A 23077-nucleotide genomic window follows, 5' to 3' on the forward strand; every position below is an offset into this window, starting at 1 on the left:
CCAGACATCTGGTATTCATCATAAAAAATCAGGTCACCAGGTAAGCCATCACCAGGGGTTCAAAAATTTTGGCTTCCAATTGCACTTCCAGCGGCTGACCCAGGTTAAACCGGAAAGGAATCTCCATCCACTGATTGGATTTGTATTTTAAGGGGCCACTGAGCTGCATATGCGTTTTGAAATCCAGTCCCCCTAATCCATACCACTTGTACACCGCCTCTTTTGCACTCCAGATCACGGTTGTCATCTCCAACTGCAATTGATCAAATAATTCCCATTGAGCCAGGTACGCTTTCTCCTCTTCCGATAAGAATTTGGGCGATATCCGCTCAATCCGCGGCGTTACCAGCTCAATATCAATCCCCACCCGGTTCGTACTGCTGGCAATCGCCGCTGCATAATTTCCGCAATGAGAGATCGAAAAATGATATTTTTCCCCCGGCAGGTAGGGTTTCCGGGTGTCGGCTACCAGGATCTCTTCCAACGGGAAATCTTCAAACAATACAGGTAATAAATACCTGCCCGCAAGGTGCTGCAACCTCTTGTAGGGATGGGTGACATCCTGGTGCAGGGAAACACTGGACAGAAAGAATTCCTCCGGCTCCTCAATGCGCCAAATCGCGAGTCGCGTTGTTTGGTTGATATTATGTTGATAAAATAAGGCCAAGGTTGAAATTAAGAACCTAACATTGCAGCGGCACTTAAACAGTACCCCGCAACAAATATAAATTAAGCCAAGCACATGATTTTGTCGGATACGCGCATATTGGAAGAAATCGAAAAAGGCACCATCAAAATTGAGCCCTATAACCGCGAATGCCTCGGAAGCAATTCCTACGATGTTCACCTGGGCAAATGGCTCGCCACCTACAAGGAGCATATCCTGGATGCCAAAAAGCATAACCAGATTGAATACTTTGAGATTCCTGATGAAGGGTTTGTGTTATATCCTCATATTTTTTACCTCGGCGTAACGGAGGAGTATACCGAAACCCATGCGCATGTCCCCTTCCTTGAAGGAAAATCCTCTACAGGACGCCTTGGGATTGATATCCATGCCACAGCAGGCAAGGGCGATGTTGGTTTCTGCGGCAACTGGACCCTCGAAATTTCTGTAAAACAACCGGTGAAAGTGTACAAAGGCATGCCTATTGGACAGTTGATCTATTTCCCGGTAGAAGGACCTATTGAAGTTGCCTACAACCAGAAGAAAAATGCGAAATACAGCGGTCAGCCAGATAAGCCCATCGAGAGTATGATGTGGAAGAATAAATTCTGAGTTCAGAGTCGCTCCCATCCATTTTTTCTGCCATAGGCGATCACCAATGCCACCACCTGGTTATAACTCAATAATCCGGATGGCTGTTGGTTGGCACGTAAATATTGTGCATACAGGGTTCTTACCAAAGGCTCCAGTAATCCAACATGCTCCTGGTTGAATTTTCGCAAAGCGATAATATCTTCCTTAACGCCGGCAGGCAACTGGTTCATGCGCAGCTGTGCAAGTGTTGAATCCCGAAGGTTCAAATCGCGAATAGCATATAGGTAGAGGTCAAAATAAGCGGAATAGCGGAAAGCCGGACTTTCACTTTTACTCGCCGTCAGAAAGCCTGCCATATTGGCTTCGTTCTCCCGCGCATATCCCAACTGGTGGCCAATTTCATGGCAGGTGGTAAAAGGCTGAACAAAAACCGGCACGGTGGTATTCACCTGCGCCTCTCCGGTAAACGGATTGTAATACCCCGTAAATCCCAGGTAATTACCCAGGTAACTATAGAGGGAGGGCTTAACGCTTTGGCCGCCGTATTTTAAAAAGAGAGCCCGCGTACCCGGTTGCTGATAGGCGCTGAAAGCCCTTGTAAAAAGGGTTCTTTTATGCCGGAGGGGTTGCCGTTCGGGAAGCGATATCGTACGGTTGGCTTCCATCCGGCTGGACAAAACCTGCACCAGGCTATCAAGTTCAGCAGTTGAATATTGTCCTGGCCGGATACCTGCCTGCCGGGCAATGCCAACCCGGTTGTAATTCAATCCCCATAACAGATTGAAAAGAATATAAATCCATAACCAGACCCGCATTACTTTCACACCTACCCGAAGCAACCAATTAAGATCGATGCGTTTTTGCACCAACGCCTGGATAAATTTTACCAGCGCATATACCAGTCCGATAGTTGCTATTGCATAGAGCAGGTCGCCGAAACTGAGTGGCATCCATCCAAACAAAAATCGCTGTACCCTGGAGATCACCGGGTAAACCCCGGTTGAATAATATTTTTCCACCAAATCAGGAAAAATTGACACCAGCTTAATGAATAAAGCTGTGCCTGCCAGAAGGTATAAACCCGTATACCGGTATCTTTGCCCCGTTCTTTCCTGCATGTTGTTACAACTATTCGCAATAATAGAATGTTCAATGCAAAAAGAAAATTCAAAAATGCCTGCCATGAATATCGAAAAGAACCGGAATGAAGACGCGATGAAGCTTTTGCTTAGTGATCTGAAGAAACGCCGCGAAAAAATCTTAGTCGGCGGCGGCAAAAAATCCATTGACAAACAACACGAAAAAAATAAGTGGACCCCAAGGGAACGGATCGATTACCTGATTGATGCCGGAACAGAATTCCTGGAAATCGGAAGTTTTGCCGGATATGGCATGTACGAGGAGCAGGGTGGGTGTCCTGCAGGTGGAACAGTTGCCGGCATCGGTTTCGTGAGCGGGAGACAATGTGTGATTCTGGCAAACGACCAGACAGTAAAAGCCGGAGCCTGGTTTCCTATTACCGGGAAGAAAAACCTGCGGATGCAGGAAATCGCGATGGAAAATCACCTTCCTGTCATCTACCTGGTAGATAGTGCCGGTGTATTCCTGCCCATGCAGGATGAAATCTTCCCTGATAAGGAACATTTTGGCCGGATCTTCCGTAACAATGCCCGCATGAGCGCGATGGGTATTACACAGATCGCAGCTGTTATGGGCCCCTGTGTAGCCGGTGGTGCTTACCTGCCAATCATGAGCGATGAAACCCTGATGGTGGAAGGAAACGGCTCTATTTTTCTGGCCGGCCCCTACCTGGTAAAGGCCGCTATCGGAGAAGATATCGATGCTGAAACCCTGGGTGGCGCTGAAACGCACAACGCCCTTTCCGGAATTGCGGATTATAAATTTCCGACAGAAAAAGAGTGCCTGGATCATATCAAAAAAATCATGAGTAAACTGGCCGATTCACAACAGGCAGGCTTTAATCGCACCCAACCGAAAGCTTCCAAAAAAGCACCCGAAGAAATCTATAGCATACTGGCAGAAAACAACAGCAAGCCTTATGACATGCGGGAACTCATCACAGCCCTGGTAGATGATTCCGAATTTGAAGAATTTAAAGCCGAATACGGGAAAACCATTCTCTGCGGTTATGCGCGCATTGAGGGATGGGCAGTTGGTATTGTAGCGAACCAGCGCCTGATCGTGAAAAGCAAAAGAGGTGAAATGCAGATGGGAGGTGTAATCTACAACGACAGTGCTGATAAAGCGGCTCGTTTTATTATGAACTGCAACCAGAAAAAAATTCCGCTGGTATTTCTGCAGGATGTAACCGGATTTATGGTGGGCAGCCGAAGTGAACATGCGGGCATCATTAAAGACGGCGCCAAACTGGTTAATGCAGTGGCCAATTCTGTAGTACCTAAAATCACGATCATTGTTGGTAATTCATACGGTGCAGGCAATTATGCCATGTGTGGTAAAGCCTATGATCCCCGTTTCATTTATGCCTGGCCAACCGCAAAGATTGCCGTGATGGGCGGCGACCAGGCAGCTAAAACCCTGATGCAGATCCAGGTTGCTTCCATGAAAGCTAAAGGTGAAGAAATTACGCCTGAACAGGAAAAACAGGTATTGCAATCCATCAAACAGAAATACGACGAACAAACCACCCCCTATTATGCAGCCTCCCGGTTATGGGTAGACGAAATAATTGATCCATTGCAAACCCGTCGGGTAATCGCAACCGGTATCGAAGCCGCTAATCACAATCCGGAAATGCCCGTGTTTAAAACGGGAGTAATACAGACGTGAGATGTGAGACGTGAGACGAAAAAACCATTTCACCTTTCACGTCTCACATCTCACGTTTCACCTTTCACCTTTCACTTCCTCATGTCCGAACTCATCATCTACACAGACGGCGCCAGCCGGGGAAATCCCGGTCCGGGTGGATACGGTACCATACTTAAATGGGGCACCAAAGAAAAAGAATTGTCCAAAGGCTATCGCAAAACCACCAATAATCGCATGGAATTAATGGCGGTTATTGCAGGGCTCGAAGCACTTACTAAAACCGGTTTAAAAATCACGATCTACAGTGACAGTCAATACGTGGTAAAAGCCGTGGAAGAGGGTTGGCTAAAAAACTGGATCGCCACCAACTTCAAAGGCGGCAAAAAAAACCGGGATCTCTGGACCAAATATCACGAGCTCGCCAAACAGCACCATATCCGGTTCAAATGGGTAAAAGGACATGCCGATAACCCTTTTAACAACCGCTGTGACATACTGGCTACTACCGCAGCAGATGGGAAACACCTATTGATTGATTCCATCTACGAAGCAGAAAATCCCTGAAAAGTCCGAATACAATCTCCTGTTTTGGATTCAGGAAATATTGGATATTTGATACATGACCGAAACCAAACCGCCTGCTGAAATCCGGATTAGTTCACTCCCGGATGCTGTTTCTCCCCCGATGGATCTTATCCTGATGGCTGATCCTAACCCGGAACAGGTTGCAGAATACCTGCCCCATTGCCTCATTCTGGTTGCCAATCACCTCGACCTTACCGTAGGCGTACTGGCCCTGTCGCCCGAAGGCAAAACCAAAGCAGAAATTAAAGTACTGGCCGTTACTCCCGGTTATCGGAGAAAAGGAATAGGCAGATTATTATTGCAGGAGGCCAGTGAAAGGGCGCGGCGACTCGGTTTTACTGAGCTCCAGGTTTGCACGGGAAACTCGAGCATCAAACCCTTCCAGTTGTACCAGCAGGCAGGCTTTGAACTGATTGATGTGCGCTGGAATTATTTTACTCACCATTATCCACAACCGATAATAGAAGAGGGAATTGTTTGCAAACATCAGCTGGTACTCAATAAATCATTATAACCCTGCCCGATGCTTACCAATACTTTATTGTACCTGCGTCAGCGCTCCAGCTTAAGCATTGGATACCTGTTTGCTGTTTCCAGTATTTTACTGGGCATTTGGGTGGCAGCGATTCCCCAGGTCAAGCAAAGACTGGAACTCACAGATGCCACACTTGGGCTCACCCTGCTACTTGCGCCGCTGGGTGCACTCACCGGAGTTGCCATCGCGCCCTGGTTTTTTAAACGGATAGCGGTAGGCAACTGGATGTTTTATGGCAGCCTCTTTTATTGTGCTGCCTTTATTCTGCAGGTAACCGCCCCTACTGTACCGGTATTGATGATCGCGCTTTTTTCAACCGGACTTACCGGTTTTCTCAATGGCGTATCAACCAATGCAATGGTTGATCAACTGGAACAAAAATTGCAGCGCCGGCTGATGAGTACTTCACACGGCATGTATAGTTTGGGTGGAGGTATCAGTGCCGGCCTCGCCTCTTTTTTTTACTGGCTGCAGATACCAGCCGTTTGGCAGATCGCGATTGTGGCGTTGACACTTTCAACTGGCCTGTTTTTGCTACGCAAAGAATTGTTATCACATCAGGTAGAGATCGCTTCAGACAGCCGCTTTCGTTTACCCTCCGGAGGCCTGATCGGACTTTCCTTTATCTGCTTTGTCACCTTTATGGGAGAAGGTTGTGTTGCCGACTGGAGTGCACTCTACCTTCGTGAATCCTTGAATGGCACCAAGGCAATTGCAGGAATCGGATTTGCAGGTTTCTCAATTGCAATGGCACTTGGCCGCTTTAATGGTGATGCGCTGATTCCAAAAATTGGCAATAAAAATATAGTGATGGGAGGTTGTCTGGTAGCTGCTACAGGCTACCTGCTGGCGGTTAGTTTTACTTCGATCCCGGTTGCAATTGCAGGATTTACACTAGTCGGACTCGGATTTTCCTGCGTTGTTCCCGTACTGTTCAGCACGGCCACAAAAGTACCGGGAATAAGCGCAGTTAGTGGTATATCTGCTGTTGCAACGGGTGGTTTACTTGGCTTTCTCGCCGGCCCCTCACTGGTAGGCATCATTTCCGAAAAGTTTACCATGGCAACCGGACTCAGCATGATTTTTATTCTGGCTCTGCTCGCAGCTGCAACTGCCTGGAAGAATCGGTATCTTCAAAATTCAACAATCACCTCAAAGCAGGTAAATTATCCGGATCAGCTTTTGTAAGGATTTACTTGCCGCTGGCTGGTATCATCAGAAACAGTAATCGTATGAAAATCTGGAACCTCACTTTTCGCTTATTGCTCACCGTTAGTTTTCCAATTTATTCGGATGCCCAGAACATTCAGGAAGACGCAATTCGCATTTATCTCACCGGTGATTCTGCTGATGTACAAACTACAACCAAACCCGGATTACTGCTCGCTGGAGGCAGTACGGATGTTAATTCCGCGATGCTTTGGTTGCTGGAACGGTCGGGTGGCGGTGACGTGGTGGTGATCCGATCCTCTGGTGCCGACGGCTACAATCAGTACCTTTTTGAACTCGCGAAAGTTAATTCCGTAGAAACCATCCTGATCAATAATCGGGATAAAGCATTCTTGCCCATTGTGGCAGAAAAAATCCGTAAGGCTGAACTTTTATTTATTGCCGGTGGTGATCAATGGAATTATACCCGCTACTGGAAAGACTCTCCCGTTGAAGAAGCCATCAACTTTTTAATCAATGAAAAGAAAGTGCCGGTAGGTGGCACCAGCGCCGGTTGTGCTATTCTGGGCGACTATTATTTTGCTGCTCAATACGAAACCATTCAATCAGAAACAGCACTTGAAAGTCCTTATCATATTGCTAACGCAATTGGCCGGAAGGATTTTATAGTAGCCCCAATCTTGCGTAATACCATCACCGACTCACATTACAGTCAGCGCAACAGGCAGGGCCGACATATCAGCTGGCTGGCAAGGTTGCTGCAAGAAGAAAAAACCAAAACAATCCGCGGCATTGGAGTGGATGAAAAAACAGCAGTAGCCATCGATGAAGCGGGATGGGCAACTGTCTTCGGAAGCAACGAAGCCTGGTTTGTATGGAATGAAGCTAGCAAACCGGAGGTGTGTGAACCCGGAGAAGCGCTTCACTGGAGTCCTTCCAAAGCTCCGGTCAGGGCCTATATGATTAAAGGTTCAATAGAAGGAAACGGTCGTTTCAATCTGAATAACTGGAAACAAATGGAGGGCGGCACCACCAGGCAGCTAAAAGTTGAGCAGGGAGTCTTACGCTAACTCTACTTTTTTGTTTCCGTAAAGAAGATAATAACCTCCGAATAACAGCAGACTGAAAAACAGTGTGGAATAAACGCTTATGGGGTAAAATGGCAGTCCGTCTATATAGGTTGCCATCAATCCGGCAAATGATTTGGGATGTCCCCATCCGCCACCAAATACCCATACACTAAAATTGGAAAGCAGAAAATATACGGTTGGTGCAGCTACAGATGCGAGCCCTACCTGCAGTACATTGATCTTTTTAATATAAAAACCAATCACCGTCATCAATGCAAACAGTGCGTAGTTCAAAACCTGTCCACTGTAAAATCCCTGCGTTGTTGTAATTCCAGCCTTGTACAGTCCATGATACAGAAGATCACTTAGAAACATGGAGAATATTGGCAAGGCGAAAGCCCACTTCTTATCCCTGATCAGCGCGCCACCAAATATGGCCATAGCCAGTTGAGGAGCAAATCCAAAAGGGCGGGACGGAATAATGCGGTATACGGCGGCAACCACAATCAACAGTACAAATGATACTATCAGAGATTTATTCAGTTTCATATTCTAATGCTCGAATGTTAAGGATCAGGCACAAAAATAGGGGATTTTCACTTGGCAGCGGCAGGTACCGTGGCCCGAAAAGCCTGGCAGCCCCCCGCTGTGGAAATCTTTACGCTAGCTCCTGCTGTCAATAATACAGATTGCCCCCTGGACATGTTTTGAGAATATCCAGTGCCTTGCTCGCAGATTTCAAGTTCCCCCTCCAATACCAGTATGATGTCTGTAGTATCCGTTGTAAGCTGCAGTCCTGCAGCGGCTGGCAGCTCCAGCAAATGCAGTTCAAAATCATCCGCCGGTGTAATAAATGCCTTTTCAAAAGGCTGAACATCCCTTCCTTCCAGCAGTTCCGGAACGCAGGGTTCAAATCTCACGTGTTTCATTAATTCAGGCACATCCACGTGTTTGGGGGTAAGCCCACCTCTCAACACATTATCCGAATTTGCCATAATTTCCACATTCTGACCTTCCAGGTAAGCATGCAAAACGCCTGCATCCTGAAATATCGCCTGTCCTTTCTTCATTTCTACCAGGTTCAACAGGTAGATACTGAAAATTCCACGGTCAATCCTTCCCGGCTGATTATAGGTAATAGCAGCTCTCGCAGCCCAGAAATCCGGATTGGACTTTACCAAACTACCGGCATGATAAGCAGGCAGGATACGATCGAGCAATGGTTGCAAATGCGCTGCTACTTCATCATCCGGCATTTCCATAACCGTACGATATAATTTCGCATACTCACTCTCTGCAAATACTTCCAGCAAAAATTGAAGTTCTGAACGCGCTGCCAACACCTCTTTCAATGATGCAGCTTCCCTGAATCCATGCAATAACCAGAATTCACCCAAGGCATATGCCAGTTCAGGCTTGTGATTATCGTCTTTATAATTGCGATTGGATGCTGTTAACGCAACACCTGCCGCATTTTCAGCTGCATAACCCTTCTTGGCATTTTCTCGTGTTGGATGCACCTGAATACTCAGCATATCTTTTACATCCAGTACTTTCAGCAGGTAAGGGAGTCGCCCGAATGTAGACTGAACAGCAGCCCCTAACAATTGGGGATGTTGCTGTAACAACGCATCCAGCTTTGCTTCTCCATTCACGATGGATGGCGCCTGCACATGGGCACCCAGCCAGTATTCAGCAGATGGTTGTCCGGCTTTAACCTCCCGTGATAACAAGGTTGGTATGTAGGTAAAACCACCCCATTGATAGGGCTGCACCGTTCCTTCCAGATCAAATAACTTATTTTGAATATCCATAGCGCGCCGAAATTAGGACAAAATCAGTGAGTGAAACAGGCAAATCTGCATACTGGAAAATTGGGCGAAGAGGAAGCCATTAAGTTTCTGGAAAATCTTGGGCACCGCATTCTGCATCGCAATTGGAAATACTTCCGAAAGGAAATTGATATTATTTCCTGTTGCAACGAAGTATTACATTTCACAGAAGTAAAAACGCGCACCGGTGATGGTTTCGGCTCCCCGGAAAGCGCCGTGAATACCAAAAAAATTCAACATATCCAATCAGTTGCGGCCGCATTCCTGGAGGTACATCCTCAATGGAAACGCATCAGCTTTGATGTGCTTGCTGTTGAATTAAAACAGGATGAAATAAAGATCCGGCATTTCCAGGATCTTTCTTAGCGAACGCGGCTGATCTGAACCAGTGATAATGTCGCTTTTAACTTCTCTACCATTTTGAAGGTAGCCGGACAATACTCAATATTCTGTTTGTGTACATGCATATAATCCACCGCTTTCTTTTTACTCAGGTGGGGGAAACCGGCGCAGTCTGCAGGCCGCACTTCATAAATGCTGCACATATTGGTTTTGAGATCGAGGAACTGGCAGGGCTGTTTCACATTCATCCAGTCTTTATCTTTTTTATCGAAAAACAACCACTTTTCCTTGAAAGCATCTACGGTCATATTGAGATGCGCGGAGATACGGATGAGATCCTGTTTTGTAAAAGTCGGACTCATTTTTTTACAGCAATTCGCGCAGGTAAGGCAATCCACTTCCGACCAAACTTCCTGTTCTATAACCGGAGTAATCTTATCAATTCCACGCGGACGTTCATTTTCCAATTTGGTCAAAAATCGCTTCAGGGTACGTTTTCTTTCAATTACCTGCTTTTTAAACTGTCGCAGGTTAACAGCACGGGGATTGGTCGCCAGCTCCATTCGGTCACTTGTTTATGAAATCGCAATATAAAGGATTCAATGCGTTAATTTGCTTCCTGTACCGGAACAAATTATCATGTGGGCATCTTATAAAAAAGGATTTAAAGCATGGCTGCGATTGGAAAAATCCCTGGCGGATCATTCGGTGGCTGCGTACCTGCATGATCTGGACCTGCTGATTCAGTACCTTGATATATCTGGCACAGCTCCTTCACCCGATAATATTTCTCCCGAACAATTACAGGCATTCCTGCGCTGGATTGCCGAACTGGGCATGAGCCAGCGTTCCCAGGCCAGGATCTTATCCGGACTCAGGAGTTTTTATACCTATTGCCTGGTAGAGCAAATCACCAAAACCGATCCTACCGCCCTGCTTGAAGCTCCCAAACTGCAGCGCAAGTTACCCGACACCCTGAGCTATGAAGAAATAGAAGCAATCATATCAGCAATTGATCTTAGCAAACCTGAGGGAGAAAGAAATAAAGCTATTCTGGAAACGATGTACAGTTGCGGACTTCGGGTAAGCGAGATTGTTAGTCTGCAAATTTCCTGTTTGTACCTGGATAGCGGATTTATACGGGTAATTGGCAAGGGAAATAAAGAACGGCTGGTACCCATTGGAGAAAAAGCGATCCGCCAGCTGGAGATATACCTTAAACTGGTACGATCATATCAAATCATTAAACCGGGGGCAGAGGATATTGTTTTTTTGAACCGCCGCGGTCAGCCCTTAACTCGGGTAATGATCTTCCTGGTGATCAAAGAACTTGCAAAAAAAGCAGGTATTCAAAAGTCCATTTCGCCACATACGTTCCGGCATTCCTTTGCCACCCACCTGGTGGAAGGTGGAGCAGATCTTCGGGCCGTTCAGGAAATGCTGGGACATGAAAGCATCACCACTACCGAAATTTATACACATCTTGACCGGGAATTTCTGCGTCGCACCCTGCATGAATTTCATCCTGCTTTCCGTTCATCCATTTGATCTTAAACAATTAGTTTCGTTGCCCGTTATATTTGTCATTCAAAATCAGCTCATCATGAAAAAAATCATTCTTACGCTGTCTGTAGCGTTTTGTATCCTCCAGGGAGCACAGGCACAGCTCAAGACACCCCAACCGAGTCCGGCTGCCTACATAAAGCAGGAATTTGCCTTATCGAATGTTGAATTGTCTTATTCCCGGCCCGCCATGCGGAATCGTGCCATCTTTGGAGATTTGGTTCCATACGGTAAAGTTTGGCGTACCGGAGCCAACGCCGCAACCACCATTACTTTTGGTGATGATGTGGAATTCGGTGGCAAACCTGTTCCAGCCGGCAAATATGGATTGCTTACTATTCCCGGTGCAAGTGAGTGGGTAGTAATTCTCACCAGGCAACTGGATGTTACAAGTCCGGCTGCTTATAAGCAAGACCAGGATGTAGTTCGTATAACTGTTCGTCCCGAGTCACTGCCTTTCAGTCTTGAAACCTTTATGATTGGTTTTGATAATATTCAGCCTACTTCCATGAATATGGATATCGTATGGGACAGAACTGTTGTAACAGTTCCCATCAAGGCGAATATTGATGGAAAGGTAATGGCACAGATCCAGGAACTGGAGAAGGGTGATAAATTCCCTTACTTCCAGGCGGCCATGTACTATATGGAGAATGGAAAGGACATGAACAAAGCGCTTACATGGCTTACCAAAGCAACTGAGCAAAATCCGAAAGCTTTCTGGGTACATCACCAGCGTGCTAATTGCCTGGCCAAACTGGGCAAAAAAGCAGAAGCAATTGCTGCGGCAAACAAATCCATGGAACTGGCTAAAGATGCCAAAAACGATGACTACGTAGTTCTCAACCAAAAACTACTGGCCTCTTTGAAATAAAGATTGTCCAACAAAAAGAAAGACCCGCAATTGCGGGTCTTTCTTTTTTCACGTCTCACGTCTCACGTCTCACATTTCACATCTCACATCTCACGTCTCACGTTTCAAGTGTTTATTAACCGTCCAGGATTAATCAATTTTACGGAACCGCTGGGGACAGCCGGTACAACTCAGGAAAGGCCGGAATCCGTTGGGTTCTACGGCAAAGGATTGTTTTCCATCCACCCATTCAAATTTTCCACGGAAAAAATTTTCTAGTCCTGATTCCCGCATATTTAACGGGCGTGTAAATAACTCCCCACCACCCATTCGTACTTCATATTGATTCGTTAGCGGATCGAAGTTGTCGGAATTTTGCCGGATCGTTCTATAAGTGAGTGAGTTGTCCAGCAAAACAACTATTCCACCCTTCTTAAAAAACACGAGGGTATCAGCAGTATGATTGACATCTACCCAGCTACCCACCAATTCCCGGCCGGAGCCGAGGTTTTCTTTTCCACAGGCAGTCAGTATGACCACTGTAGCCAAAAGTGGCAAAAGGTATAAATGTCTCATGCAGTCGCTGCTTTAAGGCATTGACTGCTTTTTATTTCTGATCGTTGCATGGATCAGTATAGCAAGCAGAATTAATACCACTGCTCCTACAAGGTTCAACCAGAGAAAGGCCATTTTCCCTTTCCAGAAGATCAATACTACAATGGCCTCAGTTATTACTGCACTCCAGAAAGTGGCGGTACCACCCACCCATTTGAAGAAAAAAGCAACCAGGAAAATACCCAGGATTACTCCGTAAAACAACGAACCCAATACATTTACTGCTTCAATCAGACTACCCATATTATTTGCGAATTGGGCGGTTCCAATACAAAACAACCCCCATCCAAGTGTATACCATTTCGACATTTTATACTCCCCAATGGGCGTGAATTCGGTTTTGGAGTATTGTTTATGAATATCACAAACAGTACTGGATGCCAGGGAATTCAAGGCAGCGGCAATACTGCCCCAGGAAGCAAGAAAGATCACTGCAATTAACAAGCCTACAATGCCTTCCGGCAGATGGTCCACCACGAATCGAAGGAATACATAATTCGTATCATTCACGTCGGCCAGTGGTGCCGCCTTTTTTAGTGTGGATTTATATTCTTTACGATATTCCTGCAATTCCTGTTGATTAGCTTTAATCTGTTCAGCTATAACCGTATTCTCAGGTTCCTTAATGTATTGGCTTACCAGGCTGGATTGTTTTGCTGATTTCTCTTCAAAAGCAGTTTCGATGCTTGCAAGTTCCTCCCTGGCAGTAGCGTCTACCACATTGGCAGATACGGCTTTATTGAAAAAAACGGGGCCCTGGTTAAACTGATAAAACGTAAAGAGAAGGGCTCCGATCAGCAGAATCGCAAACTGCATGGGCACTTTTACGATGCCGTTCATAAGTAAGCCAATACGACTTTCGGTAAGGCTTTTTGCTGTGAGATAACGCCCCACCTGGCTTTGATCCGTTCCAAAATAGGATAGTGAAAGAAAAAAGCCGCCGATGATTCCACTCCATATATTGTACCGGTCTGACCAGTTAAAGCCGTTTTCCGTTTGGCCGCTGGTAATCACATTTAATTTGCCCATTTGCCCACTCACTTTCAGCGCGTCAATAAATCCGATGCCTTCTGGCAACAGATGCATCATCATATAAGCCGCGATAAACATGCCGGAGAAAATAATAATCAGTTGCAATTGCTGGGTGTAGGCTACTGCTTTTGCACCTCCGGTAACAGTGTAGATAATCAGAAGTCCGCCCATGAAAATATTGGTCAGGTAAATATTCCAGCCCAATAAGGAAGAGAGAATGATGGAGGGCGCGTAAATGCTGATACCGGTTGATAAACCCCGACTCAGGAGGAACAATATCGAGGTAAATGTTCTCGTTTTTTTGTCGAACCGCTGCTCCAGGTATTCATAAGCGGTATACACTTTGAGTCGGTGAAAGATGGGCACAAAGAAGATGGAAATCACCACCATGGCAATGGGCAGTCCAAAATAATATTGCACGAACCGCATACCATCATCGAATGCTTGTCCGGGTGCGGAAATAAAAGTTACAGCACTTGCCTGCGTGCCCATGATACTTAACAACACGAGATACCAGGGCAGGGAGCGGTTGCCAAGAAAATAACCATCCAGGTTTTTGCTGCTGGCACTGCGGTATAATCCATAAAAGATGATACCGCAAAGCACAACCGCCAATATGATCCAGTCTAATACACTCATGAAAAATAACGGGTAAATAAGTGAAAGGCAATTATCTGCAGCACCAGCAGGACCAGCACAAAAATGTACCAGGCTTTCCAGCTTTTGAATACGGGGATTTTTTCCTGTTCTTGCATGGTATATTTCTATTTTTCACTCCGCTCTGGCGGAAGACACCCGCCAGAGCGAAATAGAATTATTTTTTTCGACCGGAAATCAGGCCGGCGCTCAGCAAACCGATGCCTAATCCGATTAATAAGCCGATATGAACCCGTTTGATAAAGATGCCGATGATCAACCCAATGCCGATCGCCAGTGCAATTCCGATATCTCTTCTGCTGTTGTTATTCGTTGCCATGTTAGAATTGCTTTTTCTGATTCAACCCAATAAGATTCGCCAACAGCCGGTAAGATCCTGGCACACCTGCAGGCAGTTGCCGGAAGAAAACCAAACCCGTATAGGTGAAATAGCCTTTACCGTATTTCGCAATGATCAGGCTACCATCATCCGGCTTCTCATCCGGATCACTCATGGAAAGAATGGTTTCAAATCGGGAATCAAAATTCGCCGCATGATAAATGCTTCGTTCCTGCTTCCATCCTTCAAAATCAGCCTGAGTAATTTTATTAGGAAAATTAAGTACGGGGTGAGTTGGATTGATGAAGGTAACTGGTGCATTTTCATCCGTAATACGATTGCGTACTATCGAAAACGGATACGGACCGATTTTTGACTTAACTGTTCCGAGTTGGTTGGAAGTATTGTATTGAACGATTAGATTCCCCCCTCCTTCCACATAAGCCATCAATTTCGTGTAATGGTTACCGAGAGACTCCATCACGTTGTACGCCCGTACGCCGGTAATGATGGCATCCAGCTTTTTAAGATCATAAGAACCAAGTGTTGCCTCATCCAATACCACAACGGAATATCCCATCTGTTTTAATGCTTCCGGAATCGCATCCCCGGAACCAGGAATATAACCAACCGTTTTGCCTGCCACCCGAATCTCTTCTTTCACCACCGTTACACTGGTTGGCAGGAAATAATGCATGTTGGGAATATGATCGTATTGAATCATTTTCAGACCATTGTTGTATCGTACCCGTCTGTTGGTCTCCGGAATTTCCACCCAAGGGTAAATACGATCTGGAACTTTTCCCTTAAACAACGTATCCAATGGCAAAGTAACCAACTGCATGGTGTTTTTAGGAAGTGGTAAAGTATAGGAAAGACTTTTTTGCGTATTCTTCTCCCCTTCCATAAGATCAAACAGTAATCTACCCTTTACCGTATCTCGTTGCTGATAACTTTTATAAATCAACTGCAGGTATTGAGGATTTTTGGGAACAAGATTTTGCAGCACTACGCCGGGTTGCAGGCCCAATACAACTGGAGAAACTACCATAACCGGCTGATAGATTTCGCCCTTCACCGGATCGGTGAATTTATATTGAAGGGGGATGCGCTGGCGAAACTCCGTATTCTCTACTTTATACCGCAATTCAATCTCATCCCACTGGAGTTCAGGATTGCCTATCAAACTGGGGGTTTTCACTGTAAAACTTCCGGAATCCATTTGCTCCCGTAACCAGTACGGTTGCGTTTTATTAAAGTCTTCGACAATCCGACGCGAAATCTTTTTGCTCAGGTACTCATTGCCTGCAGCCACTGGCGCAAATTGGAAACTGGTATCTTCCAGTTCAAGGCTCAGGTCTTTAACAGGAACATTACTGGCATTTATGACATTGAAACTTATTTGCAGAGAATCACCTGTTACTGCAACCTGTTGATTGGCTACGGCTTCCACATAAAAGCCCAGGCAGGCATTGATCAGTTGTTGAATTTCTGCTTTCTTCTTGGCCTTCCAGTAATAATCCCGAACAGCCAACTCAATTCTGTTATACAGGCGCACCAGGGAAGGCACGGAGGCAGCCGGATTAATTGGATTGAATTGCTGAATTAGCGAATCAATTGAAGCATTGAGTTGGTTTTCATTCACTCTTGACCAGTCTGCGGTTACACCATCAAAGAGGTCCTTGCTGAGCGGATCGCCATCTGTATGTGAAAAATATTCATATTGGTGACCCCGTTGTGCGGGCACACCAAAACCCTGGCTTTTATGTTGACTTCTGCTTTCCGCTGATATTTCCCCATATCCTTTACCCAGCAATGGATTAAAAATACCAACATCAATTTTATACTGATCTTCCAGCTGTGTATTAATAGAACCGAAATTGTAGGTATTCCACAAAATCCGTTTGGGTTTCCAGGGTTCCGTCATCACAAACTGTTCAGGAAATCGATTTGGATCACCAGCCGCCTTAAATGCTTCAATAGCGAGTGCGGCTGAGGCGGAATGATGCCCATGCCCAGCCCGGCTATCAGGAGGAAAACGCGTGATGATGACATCTGGTTTAAAACGCCTGATCACAAAAACAACATCCGCCAAAATTTTTTCCTTATTCCAGATGCGCAATGCTTCGTCTGTGGATTTACTGAATCCAAAATCAAAAGCACGCGTGAAAAATTGTTCTGCTCCATCTATTCTTCGGGCGGCAAGCAATTCCTGGGTGCGTATCAACCCAAGTGATACGCCCTGTTCATCTCCGATCAGGTTCTGTCCTCCATCCCCGCGGGTCAACGACAAATAACCGGTGCGGTATTTTTTTTCATTTGCCAGGTAAGCCAGCAGCCTGGTATTTTCATCATCGGGGTGTGCAGCAACATATAATACAGATCCCAGCACTTTTAACTTTTGCAATCCCTGTAAAATATCGGCAGAAGATTTGCTTACCGGTTGTTGAGCCAGCAGACTGATTGGTAATAATGCCCCGAAAACAAAGGCACGTAAATATTTGCTCATTGTTTTTGTAAAATACAAAAGTTCATCCGCCAAGGCGGATGAAACTCTTATTGTCCTGTTAAAAATAATGCGTTACAAAGCAGCAGCTTACCGTTTTCCCAAAAGCTTCGGAAGATCGGGTTGTCAGCAAAATAGATTACCTGTCCCCTACCCATATCCTGGGCACCAATCAGCAGCGCGTCATTTAATTTGGGACGAATATCACTTCCTGCAAATCCGCTGATATAATTATCGCGTTTAATCACACCCACATTCCATCCCTCTTCTTTAAAGAATTCGTACAAGTTACCATCCTGCTTAAGGCTGTAATAATAATCAGGGTAACCAAATCCCAGTGGATGTGAATTATCCAGTTCGAGACGGAAAATGGATCCTGGCATGCTGTTTTTCAACCAGTCGCGCTCCCTGTTTTCAAATTTTTTCAATACTGAATAGTCTGATTTTCCCTCTGATTTTTTATCCTCTCCATCTTTCATTTTGATCCCCCAGTCAGCCCTGGCCATCTGCGCAACTGCATTTTCTAGTGCAATGATCTTGCCCCCCCTGCGAACCCATGCTTTCAGGTCTTCGTTGATTTCCTTTTTATTGAAGAAATCATAACTGCCATCAGCCAGTATCAGCACATCATAAGTATTCATACCCTCCCGGATAAAATCATTGGCGCTCATGACAGTAACGGGATACTTCAATTGTGTATCGAAGAAATGCCACAGTTCACCAAAGCCCAGAGAAGAAATATTCTCTCCAGCCAACAGTGCCACTTTTGGAGCATTAATGATTCGAACATTACTGGAACCAAAATCATATCCCTTATCCACAAAACCGGATGGAATGGAATAAACCTGCGATTTGGTTACAGCAGCGATTTGCTGTACTTCTTTAAGGAGATCTTTTCCTGAATTGGCAGCTTTGGTTACCAGCAGGCTTCCTTTTTCAAAACTCTGATTGCCCGACTGGAAAGGCTGTTGCGCAAAACGGACTTTCAAACTTTTCTTCAGCGCAGCAGCGAGAAATTTAGCACTATTTAAACCATCCCATTTAATCGCATATGCATATGCGTTAGGATCAAGTGCAATATCCTGAAGGGCGGGAGGAGTTTTAGTGGTGGCAGTAATAAGATTTGCTACACCATATGCTTTTAATCCATACACATAGGGCATGGACCATGCGGTAATATCATAGGTAGCCGAATCGGTGATGGCTGAGTTACGCTCAAACAATACTTTGACGAAATTTCCTTTTGGCTGATTCAGGTTGATCACAATATCTCCCGGTTCTGCTTTGAAACTTTCTGATTTTCCGGTAAAATAATTGAGACCGGAATAACTGGCACTGGATGCATAACTCCAGTCAACCAGGTTTTTATCAAGCAAAGAGGTGAGTCGGCTTACGCGATCCGTCCCATCATTTTTAATTACCCAGGATTTGAACTCACCTGCCGGTTTGGCCAAAACATTGGTAAAGTAATTCCTGAATTCTTTCACAACACGTGCTGCATGCCGGGAAGTGATTTCAACCGTACTGATACCGGTTGTATAATGGTGCTGAACGCGATCAACCAGGGTCAGCGTATCACCATCTTCATTGATGATTCCCAATCCGGCCCGGATCCCACCCTGCTCATAAGTCATACCGATAGCACCATGATAAGTCGGGTAGGTATCACCGTAAGAAGGATAAAAAAGATCGAAGCGCTCTTTGGTAAAATACAACCATCCTTCTTTATCAAAATACCGGGCATGATTCTTACCGATCATGGTCTGAAATTCCCGCTGCCAGGGCGTTATCACTTCATGAAATGGTTCTGCAGCAGGCGCGAAATAGTAGGGTTCATTGAATCCCTGTTCATGAAAATCAACATGCACCTGTGGCAACCAGGTATTGTATACTTTTAACCGATGCTGGCTTTCCTTCTGGGTTTGCCAGGCCCAGTCGCGGTTCAGATCAAAATTATAATGATTACTTCTTCCTCCAGGCCAGGGTTCGCGATGTTCTCTTGCGATTGGCTCCGGATTGATCGTTTGTCCGATTACAGTTGTATACCAGTTTACATAGCGATCACGTCCGTCTGGATTCAAACAGGGATCAATCAATACCACTGTATTCTGCAGCCATTGTTGTGATCTTGTATTGGATGGATTAACCAATTCATAGGCGGTCAACATGGCCGCCTCAGATGAAGAGGTTTCATTTCCATGCACATTATAGCTCAGCCACACAATAGCAGGAGCATTTTCATTTGGTGCTGCTTTATCACGGGCGGCATTGACGAGCCGAAGATTGTTTGTTCGTATGGCTTCGATATTGGACATGTTTTGAGCGCTGGCAATGGTAGCCAGTAAAAGAGGACGACCTTCATTGGTTTCTCCGTACTGCTCCAGTTTCAGTTGCTGGGGAGCTTCCTTGGCGAGGTGCTGAAAATACTGTACGATCCGGTAATGGGGAGTGTAGTGTGTACCTACCTTATATCCTAAAAATGCTTCCGGTGATTTTAGCTGTGCATGGGTTCCAGAAACCACCAGAAGGACTCCCGCCAAACAAATTAGTCTTCTCATATATATGTTATTCAAGTTGCTGAACAAAGTTCCGAAGCTAAGGAAAACTTCCCTTCACCCGACCGGTGCCATCAGTTGGGTGAAGGGAAGTTTTCCTAATTTCGGGTGATGAAGACCCGAATAACTGGTGTGCTGCTGGTACTACTGATCACCTTTGCAGCAAGCGCACAAACCAACCTCACCCCCTACTCTTATTCCAGCAATAAAAAGGCTACCGGTAGAAACGGGGCCGTGGTTTCAGCGCATCCATTGGCCACACAGGTAGGACTCGTCATTCTTCAAAAAGGAGGAAACGCCATGGACGCCGCCATCGCCACCCAACTGGCACTGGCTGTCGTATATCCGGGAGCGGGCAACCTGGGTGGTGGAGGGTTTCTGGTAGCCCAGTTAGCCAATGGCCAACAAATCACACTGGACTATCGCGAAAAAGCCCCAGGAAAAGCCCATCGTGATATGTACCTCAATCCGGATGGAAGCCCCAATCTCGAAAAAAGCCAGCACGGGCATCTCGCTGCCGGCGTGCCCGGAACCGTTGCTGGTTTATGGCAGTCGCATCGATACGGTAAACTACCGTTCAAAGACCTCGTTCAACCTGCTATAGAACTGGCGCAAAACGGTTTCGTCATAACCGAAGCTGAAGCTCGAAGCCTGAACGGAGACCAACAAGATTTTCAAAAAACCAATACCCGTCCCCACCCATTTACCAAAAACCAGCCCTGGAAAGCAGGCGACACACTCTTTCAACCCGACCTCGCCGCTACGCTTATCCGTATCCGTGAGAAAGGCAGAAACGGGTTTTACAAAGGGAAAACAGCCAGCTTAATCACTGCTGAAATGCAACGGGGCAAAGGCATTATCTCCAAAAAAGACCTGCGCAACTATCGTGCAATTGAACGCACACCCAGCCTGTTCAGGTACAAGGAATACCAGGTACTTACCATGCCGCTGCCCAGCAGTGGGGGGGTGCTCCTTCCCATGATGATGAAAATGACGGAAACCTATCCCATCGCCAGCTATGGCTTTCATTCTCTCGAAGCTGTACAACTTATGACTGAAATTGAACGCCTTGCTTATGCCGATCGCGCCAAATACCTGGGCGACCCGGATTATTACAAAGTACCTATTCAACAACTCCTGAGCCAGGAATATATCCAGCAAAGACTTCAGTTATACCAACCCGGTAAAGCGGGCAACAGTAGAGAGATTATAGAAGGCACACTTCCGGCCTCATTCAAAGAATCGGAAGAAACCACGCATCTGAGTGTGTACGATAGTGAAGGTAATGCCGTTGCAGTTACCACTACGCTGAACGGCAATTATGGATCCCATACGGTTGTAGGCGGTGCAGGCTTCCTGCTCAATAATGAAATGGATGATTTCAGCGTAAAACCTGGTGTACCCAATATGTATGGGGCAGTTGGAGGCGAAGCGAATGCCATCGTACCTGGAAAGCGGATGCTGAGTTCAATGACACCCACTATTGTGCTGAAAAATGGCAAACCCTACATCATTACCGGAACCCCTGGAGGAACAACTATCACCACCTCCGTTTATCAAACACTCATGAACGCATTGGAATTCAAATTGGATGCTACAACCACGGTAAACGCGCCCAAATTCCATATGCAATGGCTACCGGATGTGATCTACACAGAACCAGGCTTCCCGGAAAACTTAATAAAACAACTCGAAGCCATCGGTTATACCATAAAAAAGAGAGGTCCCATCGGCAGAACCGAGTTGATCCTTGTAAAAGAAGATGGCAGCATTGAAGCCATTGGGGATAATAGAGGCGATGACGCCGCACTCGCTTACTAACCTTTATCAATTTCCAACAAAATGAACCTCGGACAACTATACCTCGACAGCACCAAAAAGCAATTCCGAGCTTACAAAAAGCTTGGCGATAATACGTTTACCCAATTAAGCGAAGAAGAGCTTAACCGCATCCCTGCAGCAGATTCCAACAGCATTGCCATCATTGTAAAACATATGCACGGCAACCTGCTCAGCCGCTTCACCAATTTTCTGACCGAAGACGGTGAAAAACCCTGGCGCCAGCGGGAAGAAGAATTCAACCCCGGCCAACATCTCAGCAAAAATGAGCTTCTCCAACTTTGGGAAGAAGGCTGGAACTGCCTTTTCAACACACTCGACCAGTTGGAGCCGGATGATCTGGTAAAAACTGTCACCATCCGAACTGAACCGCATTCTGCACTGGATGCAATCAACCGGCAATTGGCACACCATGCCTCCCATGTGGGACAAATCGTTTACCTGGGCAAATTGTATCGCCAGACTAATTGGCAATCCCTTTCCATTCCCAGGGGAGGCACCGCATCTTTCAACGAAAAAATGGCAGGAAAATCCTGAAAGGCTTGCAAATGCTGAAAATTCCGGTTTATTTTGTCCAGTCCAATCCTGTTTAATTCCTTCCAGTTCCGGAGAGAAACCATAAAATACCCTTTAAACACTCTATTTTATGGTTATTCGCATCGTGCCCCTGGTCACATTATTGACCCTTTCTGTAATTGCTTATGCACAGCCCGTTACCTGGCAGGTTCGTGCCGGATGGCATACCAGTTCTGCCCAGATTATTGATAAAGCAACCATGAAAAATGCTACCACCAATCACCTGAATGGCTTCACCGTGGGAACAGGTATAAGAGTTGAATTTGATAAGCAATTGTATTTTACCCCCCGCATCCAATACAGCCTCCATGGCTATGAGTTAGGAGCTGACAAACAGGAACCGGCACAGCAATTCCGGCTTCATTACATTGAAATACCAGTCCTGCTTCAATATGACTTTTCAAAAACCAACAGGGGATTTTTTGCCCAGATAGGGCCATCGATTGGGGCAGCGATTGCAGGTTCTCAAAAATCAGGCAACCAGGTCTCCCCGCTCAGATTTGCCATGACACAATACAACCGCGTTAATGTGGATGCGCTGGCTCATTTCGGTTATCGCTTTAAGAATGGACTTAGCCTGGATGCTTCATACACCTATGGGCTAACCAGCATTACCAATGGCGATAGCCTTCCAATAGTAAGGATGGCACAATTTGGCATCGGCCTATCCTACCATTTCAACAAGAGAGGGAATCAGAAATAACGAAGGGGGTTCCTTTTCCGGTCGTAGATATATTGTTTTATGTTCATCCAAAAGGCAGCGATCGTATAAAAAATAATCGGCGAGCCCATAGTGAGCAGAGAAATATACATAAAGTACTTTCGGATGGTGGCAGGGGCGATGCCCATTTTTTCTCCCATATAGGAGCAAACGCCAAACACATGCCATTCAATAAAGTGTTTGAAGTTTTTCATATCACCAAATTAGTAAATTCTAACAAATACAATGAGTAAAGGTTAAAAACAAATCGCTT

Annotated in this window: 23 protein-coding genes; 12 read left to right on the top strand and 11 right to left on the bottom strand. The window is 45.8% G+C overall.

Features of this window, described 5'->3' with window-relative positions:
* Positions 1–28: 28 nt before the first annotated feature.
* On the bottom strand, positions 29–667 hold the full coding sequence (locus tag L0U88_RS04065) for a 4'-phosphopantetheinyl transferase family protein (RefSeq protein ID WP_234864329.1): 639 nt from the start codon (positions 665–667) through the stop codon (positions 29–31).
* A gap of 75 nt (positions 668–742) precedes the next feature.
* On the opposite strand from L0U88_RS04065, the gene dcd reads away from it, so the two are divergent.
* Positions 743–1279 carry a dCTP deaminase gene (gene dcd / locus L0U88_RS04070; RefSeq protein ID WP_234864330.1) on the top strand — a complete coding sequence of 179 codons (537 nt, stop codon included), beginning with the start codon at positions 743–745 and terminating at the stop codon, positions 1277–1279.
* Positions 1280–1281: 2 nt separating this feature from the next.
* Here dcd and L0U88_RS04075 read toward each other — a convergent pair whose 3' ends face one another.
* A complete protein-coding gene (locus L0U88_RS04075; RefSeq protein WP_234864331.1) occupies positions 1282–2379 on the bottom strand; it encodes a DUF3810 domain-containing protein in 1098 nt (365 codons plus the stop codon).
* Positions 2380–2443: 64 nt separating this feature from the next.
* Between L0U88_RS04075 and L0U88_RS04080 the strand changes: the two genes are divergently transcribed.
* The 5 genes from L0U88_RS04080 (at position 2444) to L0U88_RS04100 (ending at position 7414) form a co-directional block, all read left to right on the top strand.
* Positions 2444–4072, top strand: a complete 1629-nt coding sequence (locus L0U88_RS04080; RefSeq protein ID WP_234864332.1) for an acyl-CoA carboxylase subunit beta — start codon at positions 2444–2446, stop codon at positions 4070–4072.
* An 81-nt stretch (positions 4073–4153) separates the two neighbouring features.
* A complete protein-coding gene (gene rnhA / locus L0U88_RS04085) occupies positions 4154–4618 on the top strand; it encodes a ribonuclease HI (RefSeq protein WP_234864333.1) in 465 nt (154 codons plus the stop codon).
* Positions 4619–4673: 55 nt separating this feature from the next.
* Positions 4674–5153, top strand: a complete 480-nt coding sequence (locus L0U88_RS04090; protein ID WP_234864334.1) for a GNAT family N-acetyltransferase — start codon at positions 4674–4676, stop codon at positions 5151–5153.
* 9 nt (positions 5154–5162) lie between these two features.
* Positions 5163–6362, top strand: coding sequence for an MFS transporter (locus L0U88_RS04095; RefSeq protein ID WP_234864335.1), 1200 nt, complete (start codon positions 5163–5165; stop codon positions 6360–6362).
* Positions 6363–6406: 44 nt separating this feature from the next.
* On the top strand, positions 6407–7414 hold the full coding sequence (locus tag L0U88_RS04100; RefSeq protein ID WP_234864336.1) for a cyanophycinase: 1008 nt from the start codon (positions 6407–6409) through the stop codon (positions 7412–7414).
* Here L0U88_RS04100 and L0U88_RS04105 read toward each other — a convergent pair.
* Positions 7406–7963, bottom strand: coding sequence for a DUF6580 family putative transport protein (locus tag L0U88_RS04105; RefSeq protein WP_234864337.1), 558 nt, complete (start codon positions 7961–7963; stop codon positions 7406–7408). The two genes, L0U88_RS04100 and L0U88_RS04105, sit on opposite strands and share 9 nt — an antisense overlap.
* Positions 7964–8010: 47 nt before the next feature.
* Complete coding sequence (gene manA, locus L0U88_RS04110) at positions 8011–9228, bottom strand: mannose-6-phosphate isomerase, class I (RefSeq protein WP_234864338.1); 1218 nt, start codon at positions 9226–9228, stop codon at positions 8011–8013.
* Between the two features lie 30 nt (positions 9229–9258).
* Here manA and L0U88_RS04115 point away from each other — a divergent pair, with 30 nt between their 5' ends.
* Positions 9259–9612, top strand: a complete 354-nt coding sequence (locus tag L0U88_RS04115) for a YraN family protein (RefSeq protein WP_234864339.1) — start codon at positions 9259–9261, stop codon at positions 9610–9612.
* On the opposite strand, the gene L0U88_RS04120 is transcribed toward L0U88_RS04115, so the two are convergent.
* The gene (locus L0U88_RS04120) at positions 9609–10151 is read right to left on the bottom strand and encodes a YkgJ family cysteine cluster protein (protein WP_234864340.1); all 543 of its coding nucleotides are present in this window, start codon (positions 10149–10151) and stop codon (positions 9609–9611) included. The genes L0U88_RS04115 and L0U88_RS04120 overlap by 4 nt on opposite strands.
* 76 nt (positions 10152–10227) lie before the next feature.
* On the opposite strand from L0U88_RS04120, the gene xerD reads away from it, so the two are divergent.
* The gene (gene xerD, locus L0U88_RS04125) at positions 10228–11136 is read left to right on the top strand and encodes a site-specific tyrosine recombinase XerD (protein ID WP_234864341.1); all 909 of its coding nucleotides are present in this window, start codon (positions 10228–10230) and stop codon (positions 11134–11136) included.
* Between the two features lie 55 nt (positions 11137–11191).
* Positions 11192–12025, top strand: a complete 834-nt coding sequence (locus L0U88_RS04130; protein ID WP_234864342.1) for a DUF2911 domain-containing protein — start codon at positions 11192–11194, stop codon at positions 12023–12025.
* A gap of 129 nt (positions 12026–12154) precedes the next feature.
* On the opposite strand, the gene L0U88_RS04135 is transcribed toward L0U88_RS04130, so the two are convergent.
* The 5 genes from L0U88_RS04135 to L0U88_RS04155 form a co-directional block, all read right to left on the bottom strand.
* Positions 12155–12580 carry a hypothetical protein gene (locus tag L0U88_RS04135; RefSeq protein ID WP_234864343.1) on the bottom strand — a complete coding sequence of 142 codons (426 nt, stop codon included), beginning with the start codon at positions 12578–12580 and terminating at the stop codon, positions 12155–12157.
* Between the two features lie 12 nt (positions 12581–12592).
* Positions 12593–14290 carry a sodium:solute symporter family protein gene (locus L0U88_RS04140; RefSeq protein WP_234864344.1) on the bottom strand — a complete coding sequence of 566 codons (1698 nt, stop codon included), beginning with the start codon at positions 14288–14290 and terminating at the stop codon, positions 12593–12595.
* A 175-nt stretch (positions 14291–14465) separates the two neighbouring features.
* Positions 14466–14627, bottom strand: a complete 162-nt coding sequence (locus L0U88_RS04145; protein WP_234864345.1) for a hypothetical protein — start codon at positions 14625–14627, stop codon at positions 14466–14468.
* Between the two features lies 1 nt (position 14628).
* Positions 14629–17136, bottom strand: coding sequence for a PIG-L family deacetylase (locus L0U88_RS04150; RefSeq protein WP_234864346.1), 2508 nt, complete (start codon positions 17134–17136; stop codon positions 14629–14631).
* 47 nt (positions 17137–17183) lie between these two features.
* Complete coding sequence (locus L0U88_RS04155; protein WP_234864347.1) at positions 17184–19691, bottom strand: M14 metallopeptidase family protein; 2508 nt, start codon at positions 19689–19691, stop codon at positions 17184–17186.
* A 108-nt stretch (positions 19692–19799) separates the two neighbouring features.
* Here L0U88_RS04155 and ggt point away from each other — a divergent pair, with 108 nt between their 5' ends.
* The 3 genes from ggt (at position 19800) to L0U88_RS04170 (ending at position 22806) form a co-directional block, all read left to right on the top strand.
* The gene (gene ggt, locus L0U88_RS04160) at positions 19800–21509 is read left to right on the top strand and encodes a gamma-glutamyltransferase (RefSeq protein ID WP_234864348.1); all 1710 of its coding nucleotides are present in this window, start codon (positions 19800–19802) and stop codon (positions 21507–21509) included.
* Positions 21510–21530: 21 nt separating this feature from the next.
* Positions 21531–22064 (top strand): DUF1572 family protein, encoded by a 534-nt coding sequence (locus L0U88_RS04165; RefSeq protein WP_234864349.1) that lies wholly within the window; start codon positions 21531–21533, stop codon positions 22062–22064.
* 109 nt (positions 22065–22173) lie between these two features.
* Positions 22174–22806 (top strand): porin family protein, encoded by a 633-nt coding sequence (locus L0U88_RS04170; protein WP_234864350.1) that lies wholly within the window; start codon positions 22174–22176, stop codon positions 22804–22806.
* Here the strand turns inward: L0U88_RS04170 and L0U88_RS04175 are convergent.
* Positions 22797–23018, bottom strand: coding sequence for a PspC family transcriptional regulator (locus L0U88_RS04175; protein WP_234864351.1), 222 nt, complete (start codon positions 23016–23018; stop codon positions 22797–22799). The two genes, L0U88_RS04170 and L0U88_RS04175, sit on opposite strands and share 10 nt — an antisense overlap.
* Positions 23019–23077: the final 59 nt, after the last annotated feature.

It is taken from the genome of Flavihumibacter fluminis (assembly GCF_021491375.1).
Taxonomy (GTDB): domain Bacteria; phylum Bacteroidota; class Bacteroidia; order Chitinophagales; family Chitinophagaceae; genus Flavihumibacter; species Flavihumibacter fluminis.

Coding starts and splice junctions, on each gene's coding strand:
- dcd (WP_234864330.1), top strand. CDS start 743: ATGATTTTGTCGGATACGCGCATATTGGAAGAAATCGAAAAAGGCACC.
- L0U88_RS04075 (WP_234864331.1), bottom strand. CDS start 2,379: ATGCAGGAAAGAACGGGGCAAAGATACCGGTATACGGGTTTATACCTT.
- L0U88_RS04080 (WP_234864332.1), top strand. CDS start 2,444: ATGAATATCGAAAAGAACCGGAATGAAGACGCGATGAAGCTTTTGCTT.
- rnhA (WP_234864333.1), top strand. CDS start 4,154: ATGTCCGAACTCATCATCTACACAGACGGCGCCAGCCGGGGAAATCCC.
- L0U88_RS04090 (WP_234864334.1), top strand. CDS start 4,674: ATGACCGAAACCAAACCGCCTGCTGAAATCCGGATTAGTTCACTCCCG.
- L0U88_RS04095 (WP_234864335.1), top strand. CDS start 5,163: ATGCTTACCAATACTTTATTGTACCTGCGTCAGCGCTCCAGCTTAAGC.
- L0U88_RS04100 (WP_234864336.1), top strand. CDS start 6,407: ATGAAAATCTGGAACCTCACTTTTCGCTTATTGCTCACCGTTAGTTTT.
- L0U88_RS04105 (WP_234864337.1), bottom strand. CDS start 7,963: ATGAAACTGAATAAATCTCTGATAGTATCATTTGTACTGTTGATTGTG.
- manA (WP_234864338.1), bottom strand. CDS start 9,228: ATGGATATTCAAAATAAGTTATTTGATCTGGAAGGAACGGTGCAGCCC.
- L0U88_RS04120 (WP_234864340.1), bottom strand. CDS start 10,151: ATGGAGCTGGCGACCAATCCCCGTGCTGTTAACCTGCGACAGTTTAAA.
- xerD (WP_234864341.1), top strand. CDS start 10,228: ATGTGGGCATCTTATAAAAAAGGATTTAAAGCATGGCTGCGATTGGAA.
- L0U88_RS04130 (WP_234864342.1), top strand. CDS start 11,192: ATGAAAAAAATCATTCTTACGCTGTCTGTAGCGTTTTGTATCCTCCAG.
- L0U88_RS04135 (WP_234864343.1), bottom strand. CDS start 12,580: ATGAGACATTTATACCTTTTGCCACTTTTGGCTACAGTGGTCATACTG.
- L0U88_RS04140 (WP_234864344.1), bottom strand. CDS start 14,290: ATGAGTGTATTAGACTGGATCATATTGGCGGTTGTGCTTTGCGGTATC.
- L0U88_RS04145 (WP_234864345.1), bottom strand. CDS start 14,627: ATGGCAACGAATAACAACAGCAGAAGAGATATCGGAATTGCACTGGCG.
- L0U88_RS04150 (WP_234864346.1), bottom strand. CDS start 17,136: ATGAGCAAATATTTACGTGCCTTTGTTTTCGGGGCATTATTACCAATC.
- L0U88_RS04155 (WP_234864347.1), bottom strand. CDS start 19,691: ATGAGAAGACTAATTTGTTTGGCGGGAGTCCTTCTGGTGGTTTCTGGA.
- ggt (WP_234864348.1), top strand. CDS start 19,800: ATGAAGACCCGAATAACTGGTGTGCTGCTGGTACTACTGATCACCTTT.
- L0U88_RS04165 (WP_234864349.1), top strand. CDS start 21,531: ATGAACCTCGGACAACTATACCTCGACAGCACCAAAAAGCAATTCCGA.
- L0U88_RS04170 (WP_234864350.1), top strand. CDS start 22,174: ATGGTTATTCGCATCGTGCCCCTGGTCACATTATTGACCCTTTCTGTA.
- L0U88_RS04175 (WP_234864351.1), bottom strand. CDS start 23,018: ATGAAAAACTTCAAACACTTTATTGAATGGCATGTGTTTGGCGTTTGC.